Here is a 20,966-nt window from a genome sequence, read left to right on the forward strand (position 1 = left end):
ATGGACATATAAGTGTCCATCCCTTTTTACCTATACAAGCCATCCGCGTTCATATTGCTTCGGCGAATCAATGTTGACACCAAGCTCTTTCGCTGCTGTGCGCGGCCAGTATGGGTCACGCAGAAGCTCACGAGCAAGGAAAATTAAGTCGGCACGTTCATTTTGCAGAATCTCTTCTGCATGCAGCGGTGCTGTAATTAAGCCTACCGCACCAGTAGGGATACCAGCCTCCTCTTTAATTTTTTCGGAGAACTTTACCTGATAGCCAGGGTACGTGTGAATCCTAGCTGGGACTACTGCGCCAGAGCTAACATCAATAAGATCGATTCCTTGTTCTTTCATCCATTTCCCAAATCGTACATAATCTTCAGCAGTTAAGCCTTTTTCATGATAATCATGTGCAGAAACTCGAACAAATAATGGCCCATCCCATACAGTTTTAATTGCCTCAATGATTTCACGAAGGAAACGATAACGATTTTCAGGAGATCCACCGTATTCGTCTGTCCGCTGGTTAGAAAGAGGGGATAGGAATTCATTAATTAGATAGCCATGGGCCCCGTGAATTTCGATGATATCAAAGCCTGCTTTTTGTGCTCTTTCTGCTCCTTGCTTGAATGCTTCAATTGTTTCTTGTATTTCTTCAATCGTCATTTCTTTTGGCTGTTTCATTTTTTCATTGAATGCTAGAGCGGATGGTGCAAGGATTTCACCCTCAAGCACTGCTTTTCGGCCAGCATGGGCAAGCTGAATGCCGGTTGCTGCTCCATGTTCCTTCATTAAATCAGTGAGTTCCTTTAACCCAGCAATGTGGTCATCGCTCCAAATCCCTAAGTCATTTGGGGAAATCCGTCCTTGTGGAGTGACAGCAGTTGCTTCTAAAATAATCAGTCCTACTTGACCGACTGCTCTGCTCGTATAATGTGTTTTATGCCAATTCTCTACCATGCCATCCTCGTTCGGGCACGAGTACATGCACATCGGTGCCATGACAATCCGGTTTTTAATCGTCGTATTCTTAATCGTAAAAGGGGTAAAAAGCTTTGCTTCCATTCGAAAAACCTCCTCTTATATATGTAGCTTTTCTCTAGTATAACAATCGTTTCTTAAAATGAAAAAGAACTAGCTTCTCTTTTCACGCAATTCACTCAGACGGTACTTTGTTCCCCTCCATATGATGCCGCCTCTTTTAAATGTCAAGAAGCTCGCACGGATAATTGAATAAATAAAGACAAGTGCTGTTATTGGAAATAAGAGAAAGGGGAGCGGGGAGAAGGCCGTCATCCGCTTTATGATCAATGTGTAAACAATAGCTAGCAGAAGGATATTGGCTGCACTTAAAGCAATATGGTCTTGGGAAAACAATGTGAAGAAAGGAAGAACTTGTGAAAGGAACACACCGGCTATCGCGAATAGAACCATACTGATCCGATAATGGAGACCGGCAAACGTATTTTTCTCAAGGCCAATTAATGCTTCTTTTAAGCTTCTATACCACTCTACCTCAAGTAATTCCATTGCAGTCACCATTCGCTGATGATGCCCCATTTCCTTCATTTTCTTCCCGAGCATTAAATCATCGTCCGGGCGCATTTTAATCGCTTCATGCGTTCCGAAAGCATGATATGCCTTTTTTGTTAGCATATTGAAAGCACCGATGCCCATTCCCGTTTTCGAAGTCGGTCTATTTGCCATCCACGGACGCTTATAGTAAGAAAAGCCAAACATGAAAAAGGCAATAAAGGATTGGAGCATGATGCTTCTTCCATATAGATTTGGAGCGGCAGTTAAGTGATCAAGTTTATTGTTTGTAAAATAGCTGATTGCCTTGCCAATGGTTTGTTCTTGGAATTGAACATCTGCATCCGTAAATAATAAGAGCTCTCCGGCGGCTTCTTTTGTACCTGTATAAAGCGCATAATTTTTCCCAAGCCAGCCTTTAGGGAGCTCCTGAATATGAATGATTTTTATTCGTTTGTCAGTTTCCCGCAATTGGTCCATTATCTTTCCAGTTTTGTCAGTAGATCGATCATTCACTAAGACCCATTCAATGTTTTTATAGTTTTGTTTCAGCTGGCTGATGATGCTGCTTTCGATGTTCTCTTCTTCATTCCGAGCTGCAACAATAATTGAAAGCAGCGGTCCATTTATTTGTTCCGCTTCATCTTCCAGCCGTTCTAATTTTCTAAAGCCTGCACTGGCATCAAATAGAATCGCCAGCCAAACAAACAAGCTTAAAAAAAGCAGAGCGGTTAGCATGGAGACACTTCCTTAAGAAATTTGTATAAAAAATTGGCGTTTTGCAAATTTAACTTGATTTTCACAAATAAATTATTTGGTTTGCAAATAAACAAAGAATACCGAAAAAAAAAATTTAAAAAGGTTAGTAATCGGGATCTTGCAAAAATTATGTCATATTTCGCAAATATATAAAAACAATTTGCTAATAAACTAATTTACAGAAGGAATTTTTGCCAACTAGATTGAATATATTCTTGACATTACGAAAGGTGTGATCTAATTGATTGTAATGGAACGTGTTAAGCCGGTGAGAGTGCTCAAAAATGAGGCATTATTAAGGCGGCTTCCCAAAAGCCATGTGAAACGTCCCATAATTGAAACTGAACAAGGGAAAAGAACTGCTGGCCCGATTCTCCAAGCGAAGAGGTAGCAAAGTGAATTTACAAACTGGCTAAAAGAGCTAAAAGTTCATTTACCTTCAGAATGTTTAATCACCATTAGCAATCCCTCAACAATTATTAAATCAGATCCCCATCATTATGAAGCACATCAAAAGGTTGTGCGACCACAAGAGATAGTAGAAAAGATCGTTAAAATTAGTAAGCAATTTATGAAGGAGCAATTGTCCTCTTATGAATTAAAAAAAGTAATCAAAACCTTAATAAATAGGCATGTTCCAGAGTCTTTTGATGCCTTAGCCTATTTTAAAATACCCGAAACGGATGTTATTACTGGTGTTCAGTGCAAAGAATGTGAAGTGTTTGGTATGGAACGAATACATGGGACTTGGTATTGTCCATCATGCAAAGCGAAAAATAAAGATGCACATATTCAAGCAATTAATGATTATTTTCTTATAATAAATACAACGATTACGAATAAAAAGCTATGTGAATTTCTCCATTTAACCTCACCATATATTGCTAGCCGTCTCTTAACAAAAATGAACCTTCCCTTTACTGGTACGAAAAAAGGTAGAGTGTATAAGCAAAAACACTAAATTTGTGCTTTGCAAAAATAAGGTAGATCTTGCAAATAAAATGAGTATTTCACAAAAATAAGGTTGATATTGCAAATAAAATGAGCTATTTGCAAAAATAAGGTAGATATAGCAAATAAGAAGAGCATTTCGCAAAAATAAGGTTGGTATTGCAAATAAAATGAGCATTTCGCAAAAATAAAGCGGATCTAGCAAATAAAATCAGCTAATTGCAATTAACCAGCTATACGTTCATTCCTGCAGAGATATCTTCGCCAAGGCGCTTTGATTGGGCAGTTGCTTCTTTTATACAATCGATAAATGCATGCTGTACGCGATAGTTTTCCAAGACTTTCAGTCCCGCTTCTGTTGTGCCGCCAGGACTTGTTACTTCCTTCCGAAGCTGCTTGGGTTCTTTTGCTGACTTTGATAGCATTTCTGCCGCTCCCAGTAATGTTTGTACAATGAATTCTTTTGCGATTTCTTTCTCGAGACCGACGTCGACTGCACTTTTTTCCATTGCTTCTGCCAGATAGTAAATATAGGCTGGGCCACTTCCCGACAAACCTGTCACGGCATCAAGCTGCTCTTCTTCAACGATTGCTGTTACACCAACCGTTGCAAACATGTTTGACACAAGCGTCATCTGTTCAGCTGATACTTTCTGATTGATCGCAAGGGCAGTAGCTGATTTTCCGACAGCTGCTGATGTATTTGGCATGGCCCTTACAATGGCTAATGATTGTCCGGCAAGCATTTCAACACTGTTCATCGATACGCCAGCTAATACCGAAATAATTAGCATTTCCTCTGTTAAGTACTTCTTAATATGCTCTATTGCCTCAGCTGCATCCTTTGGTTTCATTGCTAATATAACAATGCTGGCATTTTGAAAAAGTTCATTTAAATTATAGGTCGTTTGCACATCATATTGATTTTGTAAGGATATTAATTTTTCATGATCTGTCTTGTTTGTAACCCATATTCGCCTGCTATCCATTAGCTTATTTTTTACAATGCCGGCTATTAAAGCCTCCGCCATAGAGCCTGCGCCAACGACTGCTAATTTTTCCATTTCATATTCCTCCAGTGTGAATGAATGTGTAAACAAAAAAGTCCTTCCATCCTGTAAAGGACGAAAGGACTAAGCTATTCGCGGTACCACCTTCAATTACCTTTTTCATCTAACCGAAAAAGGCATCTCGACTCCGTTAACGCCGGAAAACACGTTTAGGTTTGCCTAACCGCTCATAAGGTAGGTTCAATGGTCAAGTGGACGGTGAAGCCTTTCAGCCTGTCGAGCTTCACTCTCTTACGTCTTTTTCCATTTACTGGCCTTACTCATCGCTATTTCCATTCTAAAGATATTAATAGTGATTATGAAGGGGGACAAGCATAGTTGTCAAGAGTTAATTGTTTAAATAAACAGAAAATGATCTTTTGTTATTGTAACTCCAAATGCTCCCTTAATTCATCTTGAACCCTCTGTTTTTCTTCGTCAGGCACAATAAAATAATAAATATCTTTGATTAATTTTCCATCACCGGCAATAGACATTGGTTCTACCGTTTTTGCAGCATTACGGTAATTTTTTTGGATATCGACCATTTCGTTGAAAATAAGGTTTGTCTTAATGTTTTTTCCTAACGCACTAAAAATCTTCTGATAATTTGTTAAGGATGAAAGGCTTGCTCCTTTTTTAATCACCGCCTGGATTACTTCTCTCTGTCTTAGCTGGCGTCCAAAATCACCTCTCGCATCCTCGTATCTCATACGTGAAAACATTAACGCTTCTTTTCCATTTAAAGTGATTTCGCCTTTAGGAAAATGGTTCCCATCAACAGTAAAGTCTAAATCATTGTTTACGGTTACACCACCAACAGAATCGACGATATCCTTGAAGCCCTCCATATTAATTTGCAAGTAGTAATCAATGGGAATATCCAAGAAATCCTCTACGGTTGCCATCGACATTTCAATTCCGCCAAATGCATAGGCATGATTAATTTTATCTTCTGATCCATGACCAACAATTTCTGTTCTCGTATCCCGTGGAATGCTGAGCATTTTGATGGTATTTTGATTTGGGTTTACTGTTAAGACAATCATCGTATCAGAACGTCCACGATCACCTTTGCGCTCATCAACCCCAAGCATTAGAACAGAGAACGGTTCTTTCTTTTCAAAAGTCACCTCTTCCATTCTTTTTTCAGATAATTCTCTTTCAATGGGCTGATGCATGGTGTCAACTGCATCTGTCAATGATTTATATACTGAATATCCGTATACTCCGGTACAGATTAGCATAAATAAAATGACAATCCCAGTTACGCGGAGCCAGGTTCTTTTTTTTCTTTTGGAATCAGATCTCATTTCCTTGTCCTCCATTAAAGGGTAGATCTATATTAATTAAAAGAATAACAGATATTCTTTTAAAAGAACACTAAATACTTATGTGAAGAATGTGAATATTCAATCGTCAGTGGTTCCGAACATTAGGGGAAAAACCGCTATATTTGTCTCACGATTGTTTCCAGTACTAATTAATTATGTGAAAATAATGACAATTACCTAAAAGAGGGTTACACTTATTTATATACACGGAAGTCAGCAAAAATACGTGAAGATAATCCTATCGAGAAATAGTAATTTTTGAGGAGTTGGAAAAATGGCACAGTGGAAAGACGGCATTGCAAAACTAATCATCCCGACCCCTTTTCCAGTCGGAGATGTAAATGTATATGTGGTGAAGGGAGAGAGGCTGACACTCGTTGATGTTGGGCCGAAAACAGAAGAGGCATGGGAGGCATTGACTGAGCAGCTGAAGGAGTTAGCATTAACACCAGAGGATATTGAGCAGGTCGTGCTCACCCATCATCACCCGGATCATTCAGGTCTGCTGGATTATTTTTCACCAGCCTTGGAAGTGTATGGGCATCGATTTAATCAAAGATGGCTTTCCCGTACCGATCAGTTTCTAGAGGCACATGACGAATTTTATCATCAGCTTTTTGGTGAATTTGGCATTCCCGAACAATATTTTCCGCTCATTGGGGCATTGAAAAAAACGCTGCGTTTTGCATGCCATCGTTCTCTTACCGGTGAATTGGCAGAAGGAGATACGCCTGTTGGTCTGGAGGAGTGGATGGTGATTGAAACACCGGGACATGCCCAGAGCCATATCGGTCTCCTGCGTGAAAAGGACGGCGTGTATATAGGCGGGGATCATTTGCTCGCCCATATCTCGCCGAATCCATTATTAGAACCGCCTCTTCCAGGCGAAACGGTGCGTCCGAAACCCCAATTACAATACAATGAATCATTAAGAAAGCTTTCGACGCTTCCGATTCAGCTCGTTTATTCGGGACATGGCGACGATATTTATCAGGTGAACATGCTAATTGAAAAAAGATTGTCTCGCCAGCGCGACAGAGCAATGGATGTAAGAAAATGGCTTGAGACAGAAAGGCTTACTGTTTTTGACATTTGCCGCCGGCTGTTTCCAACGGTCTATGAAAGGGAGCTTTCTCTTACTATCTCTGAAACAATCGCCCAGCTTGACTATTTGTATGCAATCGGGGAAATTAAGGTAAGTAAAGAGGAGAAAGCATTTTTATATTATGTTTAGTTCTAAAGTCAAAGTGAGGTAACTGCATGTCTGATCGATTAAAAAATAAAAATATAATTATTACAGGAGCGTCAGGGGGAATTGGAGCAGAAATGGCTGCGCTTTGTGCCAAGAGCGGGGCGAATCTTGTGCTGCTCGCCCGAAATTTTGAAAAGCTTAATGCCTTGAAGACACAATTAGAAAATCAATTTCATGTTCAAGTTGACGTACATAAACTTGATGTTTCCAATACGGATGATGTGCAGGCTGTTTTTTCAAACATACTTGCTAAGATTGATCACGTCGATGTCCTTGTGAATAATGCTGGCTTCGGGATTTTCCGTGAGGCCCATGAGGCAAAAATTGATGAAATAAAGGGAATGTTTGATGTAAATGTTGTCGGATTGATGGCTTGTACAAGTATGGTGCTGCCAAAAATGAGGCAGAAGCAAAGCGGACACATTATTAATATTGCTTCCCAGGCTGGGAAAATTGCGACGCCAAAATCGAGTGTATATTCCGCAACGAAGCATGCGGTTCTCGGGTATACAAACAGCCTTCGGATGGAGCTTGCCCGCACGAATGTCTATGTAACAGCTGTGAATCCAGGACCGATAGAAACGGACTTTTTTACAATTGCTGATGAAAAAGGCACATATGTTAAAAATGTACAGAGATACATGTTAAAACCCACGTATGTGGCAAGAAAAGTTGTTGATGCCATGCTTACTCCTACTAGAGAAATTAATTTGCCGCGCTGGATGAATGCAGGAAGTATTGTTTACGCACTTTTTCCCCGTATGTTCGAACGGCTTGGCCGAAAGGCGTTCGAAAAAAAATAGCCGCCAGTTCTTGGCGGTTTTTTTTTGTCTAAAAATAAGGGGAATCCGTTATGTAACCGTAAACAACATCATTAACGATATCATGCAAATCATCTTCCTCTTTTTTTGTTGCAATAATTTTATTATAGATCTCCTCGAATGTTTTGCTGTTTAGTGTGATCGAATCGCCATCCTCATTGTATTGCTTCAAGCAGTTTTGTACCATTTTTAAAATAAGTTTACGATCCATTTTTTTGCCTCCTTCTACAAGATTATACATGCTAAGGGGGGAATAGCTTCTCACGTTTAAGAAATTAGTCGATAAATTCCTGTTGTAAACGAACGTATATTCGATTAATATAATGGATATAATCAGAACAAACGTTCCCTTTGGTTTTAGGAGATGACGAATATGATTGATTACAGCATGATGCCAAAGAACAAAATTCTGTGTGTTGATATGAAAAGTTTTTATGCAAGCTGCTCTGCTGTCATGCGAGGGCTTGATCCGCTTGAGTGCTATCTTGTTGTAGCCGGCAATCAGGAGCGAAAGGGGAGTGTTGTTTTGGCAGCATCTCCCCAGATGAAAAAGGTATTTGGAATAAAGACAGGTGCTCGCCTTTACGAAGTTCCGAATGACTCGCGGATCATCATTGATGAACCGAAAATGGCAACATATTTAAGAGTTGCTGCTGAAATTACACGTGTTTTTAATCGCTATGTCCCGAAGGAGGACATTCATGTGTACAGCGTGGATGAGAGTTTTATTAAAGTCGATAGTGTCCTTCATCTTTGGGGGGATGCATTTACGATTGCAAGGAAAATAAAAGATGATATTGAGCGGGAATTTCAATTGCCGTGTGCTATTGGAATTGGACCAAACATGCTGCTGGCCAAGCTTGTGCTTGATTTAGAGGCAAAAACGAAAGAAATTGCTCAATGGACATATGAGGATGTCCAAACAAAACTATGGAAAGTTTCTCCTTTAAGGGAAATGTGGGGAATCGGGCGCCGTGTGGAAAAAACGCTGAATGGGATGGGGATTTTTTCAGTTGGCCAGTTAGCCAAATATGATTTAGAAAAACTTGAAAAAAAGTTTGGGGTTATGGGCAATCAGCTGTACCATCATGCATGGGGAATTGACCTTTCAGACTTGGGTGCACCGATCATGGAAGGGCAAATCAGTTTTGGGAAAAGTCAAATTTTGTTACGGGATTACAAAGAAGAGCATGAAATCAAGGCTGTTATGTTGGAAATGTGTGAGGAGGTAGCAAGAAGGGCACGAGACCATCGAAAAGCCGCACGCACTGTTAGTTTTGGCGTCAGCTATAGCCAAGATGAATTTGGCGGCGGTTTTTATCGTTCCCAAACAATCGATGAGCCGACGAATATCACAATGGAAATTTACGGTGTCTGTTTAAAACTTTTTCACAAACATTATGAAGGTAAAACCGTTAGGCAAATTTCTATTTCACTTAGCAAGCTTGTTGATGATACGGAAATGCAGCTAAATCTTTTTGATGCGAATGGCTGGAAGAAGCGGGAGTTAGGCTACACCGTTGACCATATTCGTTCTAAATTTGGAGCTTGTGCTCTTTTGAGGGCCGTTTCTTATACAAGCGCAGGAACTGCTAAACACCGAGCAACACTTGTTGGCGGTCATAAAATGTAGACAAGGGAGGATCAATCATATGATTCGGGATCGCGGCAGAATAAAATGGACAGCAATGATGCTTCCTGAACATGTAAAGTTATTGAGAGACTGGGCCGAGGAAGATAGGCACGAACAAAAGCGGGAAATTGACGAGCAGGCATTAGAAAGCATGAACGACTGTATTTCCGAGGCAATGGAATATGGAAGAGCGGTGACACTTACCTACTATCAGCATAAAAATTACCATCTCGTCATTGGGAACATTCATTATTGGGATGAAATCAATCATAAAGTGCATATTGTCGATCACTTCGGGGAGGTACATCAAATTCGAATTTCTGAGATAGCCGATGTGCGGTTTACGGATTGAAAATGAAAAAATGTAAAAAGAAGGGCTAGTTTTCCAATGATTGAAGCAACTTAACATGTAGGAGGTGATTCTTGTGCCAAGAGGAAAAGAGCTTGAACAGCTTCCCATGTCGACGATTGCTCCAGGTGCAGGAGAGGATAGCACGAGGATGGATCGGGAAAATCTCCAAGGAATGATGGATGAGGAAGAAGTGACCCCAGCAAAGGCTGGAAATGACAAGAAAAAGCGAGGTTGAATTCCTCGCTTTTTCTTTATATCCCCTAATTTAATCCTCAGCTGGCTTCGGTGCACGAACAACAGATTCAAATACACCTTTATGGCTTCCATCACAAAATGGAGCGTTGGACGACCTTCCACATCTGCATAGCGAAAATGTTGGCTTCGTAACAAATGGATTTCCTTCCGCGTCAACGAGCTCAACATCACCAGTAATACGATAAGAACCATTATCATTCACTTTAATTGTAACCTTTGACATACATATCTATCCCTTCACAAAATTGACATATTTTCCTCTGATGTTAAAGGGAATGGAGGAAAAAAGCAATAGAAAGGGTCTACATGCCAATTTATGATAAAATCAAGCGATAGAGGGGGTTATATAATTGGAAATTATCGTAACCGAGGAAGCAGCAAATAAAATAAAAGCGAAAATAGCCGGCAAAAATGGCTGCCTAAAGCTAAAATACGATACAGAAGGCTGCGGATGTGTGGTCAGTGGTGTATCAGCTCTTTGGCTCGTAAATGAGCTAGACGATGATGACCATGAGATTAAAACAAATATTGGCAGTATCTATATTGAAAAATCAAAGGAAGTCTTTTTTGAGGAAACAATGACAATCGATTTTTCGGAGAAAGCGAACTGCTTTCAATTAAAAAGTCCAAATCAATACTTAAATCCAAGAATGAGTTTGTATGACCGAAAAATAGTTAAATAGCATGGTAAAAAGTGAAACTTCAAGCGGGGGCCTCTCTTAGAAGTTTCACTTTTTATTTTCCACACAAGCAGATAGGTATGTACCTTAATAGATTTATGAACAACTATTATCACCCCATCCTCTTTATCCTTTTTTAGCTCCTATTATATACAGTTCCTAGCATGTCTACCTGTTGCACAGTATTTTTTAAAAATACCAATATAATTTTTTTGGAGAGAGTCTCCAGAAGGACACTCTCTCATTATTTTATTTCAAATCTTCAATCGAATCAATGTCGACATACTCTGGTACAACTAGTCCATTCTTCGTCCCATGAAGATTTTGTCCAAGGTCAATGAAATCCTTCTTATAGGTATTATAATACTCAACATGCGTAGTTGGGAGCCATGCACCAACCATCCCATCCACACTTCCATTGGCTACACCAGCAAACATTGGCCCAACTTCAACTTGGCTTAATGTCACATCATAACCATTTTGCTCAAGAACCTTGCCAATAACATATGTACTAGCTATTTCTGTGTCCCAAGCAACAAAAACAAGGTTGATCGGTTGGCCACTTCCTGATTGGGCACCGTTTTTCCATTCAGAAACTTTGTCAGGATTGGCATCAACCCACTTTTCAGCCGCTTCTGTTGGATCCATTCCATCTGTAATATCGACCATCACGGCTTCCATATCACTTGGTTCCCAAGAAAATTGATCAAGGATTTTATAGGCACCAGGTGCATCTTGTTCAAGACCTTTTCTTACGATTGTATGAATACTTTCAGCCCCACCAAAGGATCCTTTCGGGTCGTCGAGATATTTCAAATCGAATGCGGAGAACATCCAATGTGGTGACCATCCAGTGATAATAATGGGTTCTTGATTATTATAGGCTTTCTGCAGTTCAGCAACCATTGCAGCAGAAGAGCCTTCAAGTAACGTCCAATCATCTAACTGGTAATCTTCTAGTGCTGTACTTGTCAACCCCATCAAGCCTGCTCCAGGTTCAATCCCAACAATTTCGTATTCTGTTTGGGCACCAATCCCATTCACATTTCCATTCACAGCAGCCTTGTCTTTTGGAATCGCTAATACAATAGCTGTACCAACTGCAAGTAAAGCAAAAATAGAAAAGACTATTTTAGGCTTCACAGCATGCCCATAAGCCGGCTTACGTAAGTTTTGCGTGATACGGTCAAGAATGATGGCGATGAAGACGATCGATAATCCAGCTTCAAAGCCTTGCCCAACGTCAATTTGACTAACTGCCCGGTAAACATCTGCTCCAAGTCCAGGCGCCCCAACTAATGAAGCGGTAACAACCATTGATAGGGCAAGCATAATACTTTGGTTAACCCCAGCCAAAATGGTTGGAGTTGCCAAAGGTAATTGAACTTTGAACAATTTTTGACTGGTAGTTGCACCAAAAGCATTCGACGCTTCAATTAAATCTTTAGGCACTTTCTGAATACCAAGATTTGTCATACGAATGGTTGGTGCAATAGCGAAAATAAAGGAAGCGATAATTCCTGGTACGACTCCAATCCCGAAAAATAAAATGGATGGAATTAAATACACAAATGCAGGCATGGTCTGCATAAAGTCTAAAATAGGTGTAACGATGCTCTGCACTGTTTTTCTTTGCGCACACCATATTCCAATAGGGATACCAATAATGATCGTAAGCAATCCCGATAATAATACAATCGCAAGAGTTTGTATACTTGAATCCCAATAACCAAGATTATCAATCAATAGTAAACTAATGAACGTAAAAACTCCTAATGGCCATCTGCTTGTATAGGTAACTAAAAGAGTCAAGATGAGAATTAAGATGATAGGAGGTCCTACACTTAATACATCCGCTATAACATCCAATAAACCATCGATTAAATTGGTTATAAAGGTAAAAAGTCCAGCCCATGCAATGGTTAACCATGCGACAAAAGAATCTACCCATTCTCCTAAGGGAATTTTGGGAATATCCATTTATTAGTCACTCTCCAATTCATTCAAAGAATCTTTATTTCCCGTTAAAGCACCAATAACGGCCCCGCGTATCACAATTCCTTTGAATCGATTTTCTTCATCAATAACAGATATCGGCAAATTGGATGTTGCAATCACATCCATCAGATCTGTAAGTAATGTATCTTCTGAAACCGTTGGGATATCTGTGGTCATGGCTTCGGCAATGGTTTGATTTTGATCAATGGCTTGACGTGCTTGTTCAGCAGTAATTGCCCCCAACAATTTATTTTTACGGTCTACGATAAATATGCTGGAATATCCTTGATTCCGCATTATTTCCAACGCAACCCTTGGACCTCGGTCTACACCGATTTTTTCTCCTCGCTTCATCACATGTGAGGCTGTTATGATCTTCGATAAATCAACATCTTCAACAAACTTTTCAACAAATTCATTTGCGGGCTTGATCATAATTTCTTCAGGTGTCCCTAATTGAATGACACTGCCATCTTTCATCAGGGCAATTCGATCCCCAATTCTTAGTGCTTCATCTAAATCATGGGTGATAAAAATAATCGTTTTCTGGTATTGTTCTTGAATGCCCATTAATTCATCCTGCATATCTTTACGAATTAACGGATCTAGGGCGCTGAAGGCTTCGTCCATCAAGATAATATCTGTATCGCTTGCAAGAGCTCTAGCTAGACCAACCCTTTGTTGCATTCCACCGCTTAATTGTGATGGGTATTGATGTTCGTAACCTTTTAACCCGACAGCTTCTAAAGCCTGCATCGCTTTTTTGCGGCGTTCATCCGGAGCGACTTTCTTAATTTCAAGACCAAATTCAGCGTTTTCGAGAATTGTTTTATGTGGAAAAAGGGCAAAGTTTTGAAAAACCATACTGATTCTTTTTTGTCTGGTTTCCCGTAATCTTGCGGCATTCATTTTAACGATATCTTCATTTTTTATTAGTATTTCTCCAATTGTAGGATCGATCAGCCTGTTAAACATTCGAATTAAGGTTGATTTTCCGCTTCCAGATAAACCCATGATGACAAAAATTTCACTGGGATAAATTTTAAAACTAACATTATTAACACCAACCGTGAGCCCTGTTTCTTTTAAGATTTCTTTCTTTGATTTGCCCTGTTTCAATAAATCAATGGCAACTTTAGGAGATTTACCAAAAATCTTCGAGACATTCCTGACTTCTACATATGGATTCACCAAATCACCTCATTTTATTAATCGCCTAGTCCCTATTTAGTTTTCCCTATTGTGTATCTCAGTATGAAAGGTTCCAAAGGAGAAGGGAAAAAAGCATGAACTTATTGAATGAAATCCTCATGATGCGGTACAGGAGTATGGATGAAAAGAAAGCAGCGTTAATTGCGATTGCCAAGACAATTTTAAAATAATCCTGTTCTTTATCCAAAATTTACAAAAAACAGGTATGTTCTCTCCCTAACCAACATTTAATGATAAAGATGTTGCTAAAGTGGAGGGAACTGTGTGAATCATAAATGGATTGTCGTATTGCTAACAGTGATGCTATTGCTGACAGCCTGCAGGGCAGTGCCGATGAATCAGGTAATTGAAGAGGACATCCCATTTAATGTAAAAGAAGTTATACATACAGAAAAAGTGAAGGGTGGCGTAATTCTGTTATATGTAACAAGGCAGAAAAATGAAAAGAAAGAGGAATTTGATGCGGTCACAGTAGCCTTTTTAAAGGGAAATGATCGGGACGGATGGGAAAATGCGGGGCATAATCATTGGGATTATGATGAAGATGAACTGCTGACTGTCTTTAAAAATGTTTTCTATGAATATAATGGCAATGGCGACTTAGAAAACAGAATCCCTGTGATCTATGGAAAAATAGAAGATAGCAGCATTAACAGTATTGAAGTGATCGGGAATGAAGGATTGGAAAGAGCACAAATGATTAAAAAAGATAGTGGTCGCTACTTTTTTAAAGTAGGGGATTATGAAACTGCTAGGGGTTTGTCAGGGAGTGAAAATGAAATAAAGCTGCTAAAATAAAAAGAGGCCAGCATCAAGGCCTCTTTATTCATGTGAAGACATATTCCTCTAAAAACTCATCAATCACCTTTTCATAATCATTTTTATTCTCGTTCAATGACTGTGCATGGACCCCATTGGAGGCTAAGTAAAGCTTTTTGGGTCCTTTTTTTAATTCATATAAGGCTTCAGACATTGTCGGTAAAATAAAATCATCTTTCTGGCTATGAATAAAGAGAATGGGTTTTTGAATATTCTCAATGACCGAAATCGGGGAAACATCTTTAATTGAATACTTTTGCCGCATGCGTAAAAATAAATCACCGACAGATAGGATAAGCCTTGGCGGCAGCTTCAATTCTCTTTTAATTTGGTAAGCAAGCTGTTCCTTAAAGTCAGAAAAAGGACAGTCTGCAATATAAAAATCTGCACCATCCTCAAGCATACCAGCATAAAGCAGCATCGTTGCTGCTCCCATCGATTCCCCGTGGATCCCTATCTCGATGTTTGGACCGTGCTTTTTTTTCAGCCAGTCCACAATGGTCTTTAAGTCGAATTTTTCATAGTGACCAAAGCTTGTTGTTTTTCCGCCAGACTCCCCGTGGCGGCGATGATCGTAAATCACTGCATTAAACTCGCGTTCTAAAAAAAGATTCATATATTTAATGGAGTTCATTTTATTTTCCGTTACTCCATGAGAAATAATGATAAAGCGATTATTTTTGTGTGGTTCAATAATGACAGTCTTGAGATTATAGCCAAAAGGGGAAGGAATGAGAACTTCTTTCTTTGGAAGCCCGTCATATTCCATTAAATCAAGCCTTCCTGCTCCTTGTTCCCGATCCAAAATAAATTGATCTTCTTTCTTCTTCATATACATAAGCCGATTCGTAAAATAAACACCGATTGATGTGAAAAAGAGAAGGAAAGAAATAAAGTAACGAGTTAAACGAAGCAGTCTTTTCATGTCGATCCTCCCGATAATCTTTTTCTTTATTTTACCATTCTGGAGGGGATTAAAACATGAATTCGACTTATATGGAAAAGGAAAAATAATCACTAATTATTGTCGGCCGAACATTGGAGAAAAAAGATAAAAGGGTATCCAATCGCCCCTATTGGTGAATGAACACTGGAGAAAAAAGACAGAAGGGTATCCAATTGCCGTTATTGTCGACCGAATACTGGAGAAAAAAGACAGAAGGGTATCCAATCGCCATTATTGGTGACCGAACACTGGAGAAAAAAGACAGAAGGGTATCCAATCGCCGTTATTGTCGACCGAACTCCCGAGAAAAAAGTAAGAAGGGTAGCCAATCCCTGTCATTGGCTACCGACTTTCCGGGAAAAAGGATAAAACGGTAGTCAATCGCTCCCGCCAGCTTACTGCTCTGAATTTTGCCGTTTCGTCGGATGGATCGCCTTTTCTAATTCCTCGGCAGCGATTGTTTGATTTACTGTATCACTATTTGGCTTGCCCTTCTGGCTAAAGCCTTTATCTCGTTTCCGGCTCATTTGGAATGGTCCCCCTTTTCGTATGGTTTACCTAATAAGATGGATGATCAAAGGGAAGTTTATTCATTATTTAAACGTTTTGTTGATGAAGGCGATAATAGGTACTTTCAATCGCCCGAGATAAATGCGGCGTGACGATTGAAATCGCCTCAACTAATTTTTCTAAATTAACATTTGTTTGAATCCCCATTCGCTCAAGCATGTAGACGACATCTTCTGTTGCAGCATTTCCTGCGGCCCCGGGAGCAAATGGACACCCGCCAAGCCCACCGGCTGAAGTATCGAACCGGTCAATCCCGGCTTGCAAAGCAGCAAATATATTAGTAAGGGCAAGCTTCCTCGTATCATGGAAATGAGCAGTCAGCAAGGTATCCGTAAACGCCCGCTTCAAGCTGCTGAACAAAGCAAAAGATTCATGAGGCGCAGCCATTCCAATGGTATCAGCCACACTCAGCTCATCAACACCAGCATCAACAAATTGTCGGCATAACCTCAAAGTATCATCCGGCTCGATTTTTCCTTCATATGGACAGTAGAAAGCAGTGGAAATACAAGCACGGACAAAGTATCCTTTCTCCTTTAATTCGCCAATAATCGGCAGGAGCTCAGTCATGCTTTCCTTTGTAGATTTATTGATATTCTTTCGATTAAACGTATTACTGACCCCAACAAAAACAGCAACAGCTTGGCAATTGGTCAAATAAACTCTTTCAATTCCTATACGGTTTGGTGCCAAAACGATGTTGCGTGTTTCGTTATCAAGACAGTCAGCGACAATTTCAGCTGCATCTCCCATTTGCGGAACCCATTTTGGCGAAACGAAAGAAGTAAGCTCCATTTCTGTTAAGCCAGCCATTTTCAATCCCTTAATAAACTCCTTTTTAATCTCTGTAGGCACAAAAGCTTTTTCGTTTTGAAGCCCATCACGCGGACCGACTTCAATAATTGTTACTTTAGCAGGTAATTGCAGCGTCATGTTTTCCTCTCCAGTCTCATAGTTTATAAGGGTAGAATCAAAAGTTGTAAACGTTTTCTACTTGTCTAGGAATTTCTAAAATCGGATATTGTGGGTACTTTGTATAAGGTTTGGTCTACGTTTAGCGCAAGCGTCCTATCGCCTATCAAACTTCAGGTCTCCTCCGCAACGATTGCGTCAACATCGGTTCGCTCACTCACCGTGTTTCCTTTATCGCTGTCGTTGTCCCTTCTGCGTTTGTACGGCGATGATCAAGGCGCTTACGCATTTGTACTTCAAACTGAGCGGGCGCTCTCCTATTCTCTTATTTTATTCAATTTGTTTTTTAAAAAGCAAGAATAATAGAAATTTTGACATAATAAAAGGGTTTTTGCGTTTTTTCTCGAAATAGTATGATTGAAACTGATTGTGAAAGGGTGGGAAATATGACACAAACAGAAGTAGTAATTGTAAGTGCTGTAAGAACAGCGATTGGCAGTTTTAATGGGAGTTTAAAGGATATTTCCGCTCCTGAACTAGGGGCAGTGGCAATTAAAGGTGCACTTGAAAAAGCGGGTTTGAAGCCTGAGCAAATAGACGAGGTTATTCTTGGAAATGTATTGCAGGCAGGGCTTGGTCAGAACCCAGCAAGGCAAGCGGCACTTAAAGCGGGTCTTCCTGTAAGCGTTTCCGCAATGACGATCAATAAAGTATGCGGTTCTGGATTAAAGGCAGTCCATTTGGCGACACAAGCGATTATCGCCGGGGATGCTGAGGTTGTGGTAGCTGGTGGAATAGAAAATATGAGCCAAGCTCCATACATATTAAAAAATGCCCGCAATGGATTCAAAATGGGTGATCAGAAGCTGATCGATACGATGACTTCTGATGGCTTAACATGTGTATTCAATGATTATCATATGGGTGTAACAGCAGAAAATCTTTGCGAAAAATATGAATTAACAAGAGAAGAGCAGGATGAATTTGCTGCAGCGAGTCAAGAAAAGGCAGTGAATGCGATTGAAGCAGGCAGATTTAAGGATGAGATTGTTCCTGTTGAAATCCCGCAAAGAAAAAGCGATCCAATTATTTTTGATACAGATGAATATCCGAAGAAAGGAACAACAGCTGAAAAGCTGGCAAAGCTGAGACCGGCGTTTAAAAAAGACGGCAGTGTCACAGCTGGTAATGCTTCAGGGATTAACGATGGTGCAGCTATTCTAGTTGTTATGAGCAGGAAAAGGGCGGATGAGCTAGGAATCAAGCCACTTGTAACGATAAAAGGAAATGCAAGTGCTGGAGTAGATCCAAGCATCATGGGCATTGGTCCGGTCCAAGCGGTAAAAAAAGCGCTTGAAAAAGCAGCTGTATCCATGGAAGAGTTGGAGCTGATTGAAGCGAATGAAGCATTTGCAGCCCAGTCGCTGGCCGTTGATAGAGAGCTTGCGTTTAACAAAGACATTCTTAATGTCAACGGAGGAGCAATCGCGCTAGGTCATCCGATTGGTGCGAGCGGAGCCAGAATTCTTGTCACTTTGATTCATGAAATGCAGAAGCGGCAGGCAAAAAAAGGTCTTGCCACGCTTTGCATCGGCGGGGGCCAAGGTGTTGCAACAGTAGTTGAACTGGCATAAACAAGTACCTATTCATATAAACAAAAAGTTCTCGGAAAAGAGGGGGAGAATGACATGAAAACAATTTGTACTTCCTTTAATGAAGCAGTGAAGGATATTCATGATGGCGCTGTTTTAATGGTGGGCGGATTTGGTCTCTGTGGAATCCCGGAAAACTTAATCCTTGCATTGGTTGAAAAAGGCGTGAAGGATTTGACCGTTATTTCGAATAACTGTGGAGTGGATGACTGGGGACTTGGACTGCTTTTGAAAAATAAGCAGATTAAGAAAATGGTAGGTTCCTATGTAGGGGAAAATAAAGAGTTCGAAAGACAGGTGCTTTCAGGGGAGATTGAGGTAGAGCTCCTCCCGCAAGGAACGCTTGCCGAGAAAATTCGAGCAGGCGGAGCAGGAATTCCTGCCTTTTATACACCTGCTGGAGTTGGTACGCCAGTTGCTGAAGGGAAAGAAACAAAGATCTTTAATGGAAAAGAATATTTGCTGGAGGAAGCGTTGATCGCGGACTTTAGTTTAGTGAGAGCGTGGAAGGGCGATAAAATGGGAAATCTCGTCTATCACAAGACGGCAAGGAACTTTAACCCCATGATTGCTGCGGCAGGGAAAGTAACAATTGCTGAAGTAGAAAAGCTGTATGAAATTGGTGAGCTTGATCCGAATGGGATTCATACACCAAGCATTTATGTGCAGTCTTTAATCGAAGGAAACCAAGAAAAACGAATTGAAAGGCTGACTGTCCAAAAGTAAAAACGATGAGGAAGGAGACGCTGCAAATGACTAATGATAAAGCTTCTGTTCGAGAAAAAATTGCTAGACGTGCAGAAAAGGAAATTGAAAATGGATTCTATGTAAATCTTGGGATTGGCATGCCAACACTTGTAGCAAATTATATTTCAGATAATAAAGAAGTGGTGCTGCAATCAGAGAATGGCTTGCTTGGCATTGGTCCATATCCTGCAAATGAAGAAGTAGATCCTGATTTAATTAATGCGGGGAAAGAAACAGTTACGGCCATTCCTGGGTCTGCTTACTTTGATAGTGCGGAATCCTTTGCCATGATCCGCGGCGGTCATGTAAATATAGCAATCCTTGGCGGAATGGAGGTCTCCGAAAAAGGCGATCTCGCAAATTGGATGATTCCTGGTAAAATGATTAAAGGAATGGGCGGCGCGATGGACCTCGTTCATGGAGCAAAGAAAATCATTGTCATCATGGATCATACGAACAAAAATGGCGAGTCAAAAATTTTGAAGAAATGCACGCTGCCATTAACAGGAAAAGCGGTTGTGAACCGAATCATTACGGAACGTGCCGTTATTGATGTAACGGAGTCCGGCTTAAAGCTTATAGAAGTAGCAAAGGGCTTTACGATCGAAGAGATCATTCAATCAACAGAAGCGGAATTGCAAGTAGATGAGAACGTTCTTACAGAAGCTTATTAATTGATTTTGAAAAGTGCGGCTGTAAAAGCTGTGCTTTTCTCTATTTTAGGAGGAGAATGTACATGAGATTTTCATTTAAGGGAATTGATCATATTCAATTAGCAGCACCCGAAGGCTGTGAATCACAGGCTAGAACATTTTTCGGAGAGATCCTCGGACTTAAGGAAATTCCAAAACCAGAAAATCTGCGAAAACGTGGTGGATGCTGGTTTCAGTGCGGGAACCAGGAAATCCATATAGGTATTCAAGAAGGTTTCGTGCCTGCCAAAAAAGCACATCCGGGATTGGTAGTAGAAAATTTGGAAGCATTGCGTGAAAGCTTGCTAAGTCAAGAGATTATCATAAAAGAAGAACCGCCAATCGAAGGAAGAAACCGATTTTTCGTTGATGATCCCTTCGGAAATCGGATTGAGTTTCTCGAATTTTTGAAGTGAAAATGATATAATAATTTGTAAATTATTTATATGAGGGGATTTCCATGAAAAAGAAAAAACAGCATTCCCAACCAAAAAAGGATGATAAGCCAGTAACACTTGGTGATATGCTTAACCAAGATTTAATGGCAAAACTAAAAGATACAAAGCAGCAATTAAAAGCGGCTGAAGATAAGAAAATGGAAGAAGAAGAACAACGCAAGAAAGAGGAAAGACGATTGCGCGAAAAGAACAAGAGCTTCGAAGAATTGCTAGGTGAAAGCAATTTGAACTGGAAGGAATATAAATAAAGCAGAAATAAAAATGCCGCTTGGAACGCAAGCGTCATTTTGTTTATCGCGGATTAACGGGAACGAAAAATTCTAAGTGGGCATCAACAGACCGTAAAGGCCCGA

At 40.2% G+C, this 20,966-nt stretch carries 24 protein-coding genes; 13 read left to right on the top strand and 11 right to left on the bottom strand.

Annotated features, from left to right (window positions below):
* Positions 1 to 30: 30 nt before the first annotated feature.
* Together namA and FI644_RS17685 are read right to left on the bottom strand one after the other, a co-directional pair.
* Positions 31 to 1,053 (bottom strand): NADPH dehydrogenase NamA, encoded by a 1,023-nt coding sequence (namA, locus tag FI644_RS17680; protein WP_053476905.1) that lies wholly within the window; start codon positions 1,051 to 1,053, stop codon positions 31 to 33.
* A 69-nt stretch (positions 1,054 to 1,122) separates the two neighbouring features.
* Positions 1,123 to 2,259, bottom strand: a complete 1,137-nt coding sequence (locus FI644_RS17685; RefSeq protein WP_053476904.1) for a glycosyltransferase family 2 protein — start codon at positions 2,257 to 2,259, stop codon at positions 1,123 to 1,125.
* Positions 2,260 to 2,851: 592 nt separating this feature from the next.
* Here FI644_RS17685 and FI644_RS17690 point away from each other — a divergent pair.
* On the top strand, positions 2,852 to 3,241 hold the full coding sequence (locus FI644_RS17690; RefSeq protein ID WP_142108675.1) for a hypothetical protein: 390 nt from the start codon (positions 2,852 to 2,854) through the stop codon (positions 3,239 to 3,241).
* Between the two features lie 223 nt (positions 3,242 to 3,464).
* Here FI644_RS17690 and proC read toward each other — a convergent pair whose 3' ends face one another.
* Positions 3,465 to 4,295, bottom strand: a complete 831-nt coding sequence (gene proC, locus FI644_RS17695; RefSeq protein WP_053476902.1) for a pyrroline-5-carboxylate reductase — start codon at positions 4,293 to 4,295, stop codon at positions 3,465 to 3,467.
* A 368-nt stretch (positions 4,296 to 4,663) separates the two neighbouring features.
* A complete protein-coding gene (gene tagU / locus FI644_RS17700) occupies positions 4,664 to 5,593 on the bottom strand; it encodes a polyisoprenyl-teichoic acid--peptidoglycan teichoic acid transferase TagU (RefSeq protein WP_053476901.1) in 930 nt (309 codons plus the stop codon).
* Positions 5,594 to 5,888: 295 nt separating this feature from the next.
* Here tagU and FI644_RS17705 point away from each other — a divergent pair, with 295 nt between their 5' ends.
* Together FI644_RS17705 and FI644_RS17710 are read left to right on the top strand one after the other, a co-directional pair.
* Positions 5,889 to 6,848, top strand: coding sequence for an MBL fold metallo-hydrolase (locus FI644_RS17705; RefSeq protein WP_056685484.1), 960 nt, complete (start codon positions 5,889 to 5,891; stop codon positions 6,846 to 6,848).
* A 26-nt stretch (positions 6,849 to 6,874) separates the two neighbouring features.
* The gene (locus tag FI644_RS17710) at positions 6,875 to 7,669 is read left to right on the top strand and encodes an SDR family NAD(P)-dependent oxidoreductase (RefSeq protein ID WP_053476899.1); all 795 of its coding nucleotides are present in this window, start codon (positions 6,875 to 6,877) and stop codon (positions 7,667 to 7,669) included.
* Positions 7,670 to 7,697: 28 nt separating this feature from the next.
* On the opposite strand, the gene FI644_RS17715 is transcribed toward FI644_RS17710, so the two are convergent.
* Positions 7,698 to 7,898 (bottom strand): YqzH family protein, encoded by a 201-nt coding sequence (locus FI644_RS17715; RefSeq protein WP_053476896.1) that lies wholly within the window; start codon positions 7,896 to 7,898, stop codon positions 7,698 to 7,700.
* Between the two features lie 162 nt (positions 7,899 to 8,060).
* Between FI644_RS17715 and FI644_RS17720 the strand changes: the two genes are divergently transcribed.
* The 3 genes from FI644_RS17720 to FI644_RS26405 all read left to right on the top strand — a co-directional run bounded on the left by FI644_RS17720 (position 8,061) and on the right by FI644_RS26405 (position 9,907).
* A complete protein-coding gene (locus tag FI644_RS17720; protein ID WP_142108676.1) occupies positions 8,061 to 9,320 on the top strand; it encodes a Y-family DNA polymerase in 1,260 nt (419 codons plus the stop codon).
* A gap of 19 nt (positions 9,321 to 9,339) precedes the next feature.
* The gene (locus tag FI644_RS17725; protein ID WP_053476894.1) at positions 9,340 to 9,672 is read left to right on the top strand and encodes a YolD-like family protein; all 333 of its coding nucleotides are present in this window, start codon (positions 9,340 to 9,342) and stop codon (positions 9,670 to 9,672) included.
* Between the two features lie 73 nt (positions 9,673 to 9,745).
* The gene (locus tag FI644_RS26405) at positions 9,746 to 9,907 is read left to right on the top strand and encodes a hypothetical protein (protein ID WP_053476893.1); all 162 of its coding nucleotides are present in this window, start codon (positions 9,746 to 9,748) and stop codon (positions 9,905 to 9,907) included.
* 30 nt (positions 9,908 to 9,937) lie between these two features.
* Here FI644_RS26405 and FI644_RS17730 read toward each other — a convergent pair whose 3' ends face one another.
* Positions 9,938 to 10,150, bottom strand: a complete 213-nt coding sequence (locus FI644_RS17730; protein WP_053476892.1) for a CDGSH iron-sulfur domain-containing protein — start codon at positions 10,148 to 10,150, stop codon at positions 9,938 to 9,940.
* Positions 10,151 to 10,277: 127 nt separating this feature from the next.
* Between FI644_RS17730 and FI644_RS17735 the strand changes: the two genes are divergently transcribed.
* Positions 10,278 to 10,610 (top strand): iron-sulfur cluster biosynthesis family protein, encoded by a 333-nt coding sequence (locus FI644_RS17735; protein WP_053476891.1) that lies wholly within the window; start codon positions 10,278 to 10,280, stop codon positions 10,608 to 10,610.
* A gap of 246 nt (positions 10,611 to 10,856) precedes the next feature.
* Here FI644_RS17735 and FI644_RS17740 read toward each other — a convergent pair whose 3' ends face one another.
* Both FI644_RS17740 and FI644_RS17745 read right to left on the bottom strand, forming a co-directional pair.
* Entirely contained in the window at positions 10,857 to 12,587 is a 1,731-nt protein-coding gene (locus FI644_RS17740) for a glycine betaine ABC transporter substrate-binding protein (RefSeq protein ID WP_053476890.1), read from the bottom strand.
* A gap of 3 nt (positions 12,588 to 12,590) precedes the next feature.
* Positions 12,591 to 13,796, bottom strand: coding sequence for a quaternary amine ABC transporter ATP-binding protein (locus FI644_RS17745; RefSeq protein WP_053476889.1), 1,206 nt, complete (start codon positions 13,794 to 13,796; stop codon positions 12,591 to 12,593).
* Between the two features lie 285 nt (positions 13,797 to 14,081).
* On the opposite strand from FI644_RS17745, the gene FI644_RS17750 reads away from it, so the two are divergent.
* Entirely contained in the window at positions 14,082 to 14,615 is a 534-nt protein-coding gene (locus FI644_RS17750) for a hypothetical protein (RefSeq protein ID WP_246066964.1), read from the top strand.
* A 28-nt stretch (positions 14,616 to 14,643) separates the two neighbouring features.
* Here the strand turns inward: FI644_RS17750 and FI644_RS17755 are convergent, their stop codons facing one another.
* The 3 genes from FI644_RS17755 to FI644_RS17760 form a co-directional block, all read right to left on the bottom strand.
* Positions 14,644 to 15,561, bottom strand: coding sequence for an alpha/beta hydrolase (locus tag FI644_RS17755; RefSeq protein ID WP_142108678.1), 918 nt, complete (start codon positions 15,559 to 15,561; stop codon positions 14,644 to 14,646).
* A 416-nt stretch (positions 15,562 to 15,977) separates the two neighbouring features.
* The gene (locus FI644_RS27160) at positions 15,978 to 16,109 is read right to left on the bottom strand and encodes a hypothetical protein (RefSeq protein WP_256376264.1); all 132 of its coding nucleotides are present in this window, start codon (positions 16,107 to 16,109) and stop codon (positions 15,978 to 15,980) included.
* A gap of 70 nt (positions 16,110 to 16,179) precedes the next feature.
* Complete coding sequence (locus FI644_RS17760; RefSeq protein WP_053476888.1) at positions 16,180 to 17,085, bottom strand: hydroxymethylglutaryl-CoA lyase; 906 nt, start codon at positions 17,083 to 17,085, stop codon at positions 16,180 to 16,182.
* A gap of 425 nt (positions 17,086 to 17,510) precedes the next feature.
* On the opposite strand from FI644_RS17760, the gene FI644_RS17765 reads away from it, so the two are divergent.
* From FI644_RS17765 to FI644_RS17785, 5 genes are all read left to right on the top strand, one after another.
* Positions 17,511 to 18,698, top strand: a complete 1,188-nt coding sequence (locus FI644_RS17765) for an acetyl-CoA C-acetyltransferase (protein ID WP_053476887.1) — start codon at positions 17,511 to 17,513, stop codon at positions 18,696 to 18,698.
* A 54-nt stretch (positions 18,699 to 18,752) separates the two neighbouring features.
* Positions 18,753 to 19,442 carry a CoA transferase subunit A gene (locus FI644_RS17770; RefSeq protein ID WP_053476886.1) on the top strand — a complete coding sequence of 230 codons (690 nt, stop codon included), beginning with the start codon at positions 18,753 to 18,755 and terminating at the stop codon, positions 19,440 to 19,442.
* Positions 19,443 to 19,468: 26 nt separating this feature from the next.
* Positions 19,469 to 20,137, top strand: coding sequence for a CoA transferase subunit B (locus FI644_RS17775; RefSeq protein ID WP_053476885.1), 669 nt, complete (start codon positions 19,469 to 19,471; stop codon positions 20,135 to 20,137).
* A 62-nt stretch (positions 20,138 to 20,199) separates the two neighbouring features.
* Entirely contained in the window at positions 20,200 to 20,571 is a 372-nt protein-coding gene (locus FI644_RS17780; RefSeq protein WP_053476884.1) for a VOC family protein, read from the top strand.
* A 44-nt stretch (positions 20,572 to 20,615) separates the two neighbouring features.
* Positions 20,616 to 20,861: a YqkE family protein gene (locus FI644_RS17785; RefSeq protein WP_053476883.1), complete on the top strand. Its 246-nt coding sequence runs from the start codon at positions 20,616 to 20,618 to the stop codon at positions 20,859 to 20,861.
* Positions 20,862 to 20,966: the final 105 nt, after the last annotated feature.

The organism is Cytobacillus solani, from assembly GCF_006704205.1.
Classification (GTDB): domain Bacteria; phylum Bacillota; class Bacilli; order Bacillales; family Cytobacillaceae; genus Cytobacillus; species Cytobacillus solani.

Coding starts and splice junctions, on each gene's coding strand:
- namA (WP_053476905.1), bottom strand. CDS start 1,053: ATGGAAGCAAAGCTTTTTACCCCTTTTACGATTAAGAATACGACGATT.
- FI644_RS17685 (WP_053476904.1), bottom strand. CDS start 2,259: ATGCTAACCGCTCTGCTTTTTTTAAGCTTGTTTGTTTGGCTGGCGATT.
- FI644_RS17690 (WP_142108675.1), top strand. CDS start 2,852: ATGAAGGAGCAATTGTCCTCTTATGAATTAAAAAAAGTAATCAAAACC.
- proC (WP_053476902.1), bottom strand. CDS start 4,295: ATGGAAAAATTAGCAGTCGTTGGCGCAGGCTCTATGGCGGAGGCTTTA.
- tagU (WP_053476901.1), bottom strand. CDS start 5,593: ATGAGATCTGATTCCAAAAGAAAAAAAAGAACCTGGCTCCGCGTAACT.
- FI644_RS17705 (WP_056685484.1), top strand. CDS start 5,889: ATGGCACAGTGGAAAGACGGCATTGCAAAACTAATCATCCCGACCCCT.
- FI644_RS17710 (WP_053476899.1), top strand. CDS start 6,875: ATGTCTGATCGATTAAAAAATAAAAATATAATTATTACAGGAGCGTCA.
- FI644_RS17715 (WP_053476896.1), bottom strand. CDS start 7,898: ATGGATCGTAAACTTATTTTAAAAATGGTACAAAACTGCTTGAAGCAA.
- FI644_RS17720 (WP_142108676.1), top strand. CDS start 8,061: ATGATTGATTACAGCATGATGCCAAAGAACAAAATTCTGTGTGTTGAT.
- FI644_RS17725 (WP_053476894.1), top strand. CDS start 9,340: ATGATTCGGGATCGCGGCAGAATAAAATGGACAGCAATGATGCTTCCT.
- FI644_RS17730 (WP_053476892.1), bottom strand. CDS start 10,150: ATGTCAAAGGTTACAATTAAAGTGAATGATAATGGTTCTTATCGTATT.
- FI644_RS17740 (WP_053476890.1), bottom strand. CDS start 12,587: ATGGATATTCCCAAAATTCCCTTAGGAGAATGGGTAGATTCTTTTGTC.
- FI644_RS17755 (WP_142108678.1), bottom strand. CDS start 15,561: ATGAAAAGACTGCTTCGTTTAACTCGTTACTTTATTTCTTTCCTTCTC.
- FI644_RS27160 (WP_256376264.1), bottom strand. CDS start 16,109: ATGAGCCGGAAACGAGATAAAGGCTTTAGCCAGAAGGGCAAGCCAAAT.
- FI644_RS17760 (WP_053476888.1), bottom strand. CDS start 17,085: ATGACGCTGCAATTACCTGCTAAAGTAACAATTATTGAAGTCGGTCCG.
- FI644_RS17765 (WP_053476887.1), top strand. CDS start 17,511: ATGACACAAACAGAAGTAGTAATTGTAAGTGCTGTAAGAACAGCGATT.
- FI644_RS17770 (WP_053476886.1), top strand. CDS start 18,753: ATGAAAACAATTTGTACTTCCTTTAATGAAGCAGTGAAGGATATTCAT.
- FI644_RS17775 (WP_053476885.1), top strand. CDS start 19,469: ATGACTAATGATAAAGCTTCTGTTCGAGAAAAAATTGCTAGACGTGCA.
- FI644_RS17780 (WP_053476884.1), top strand. CDS start 20,200: ATGAGATTTTCATTTAAGGGAATTGATCATATTCAATTAGCAGCACCC.
- FI644_RS17785 (WP_053476883.1), top strand. CDS start 20,616: ATGAAAAAGAAAAAACAGCATTCCCAACCAAAAAAGGATGATAAGCCA.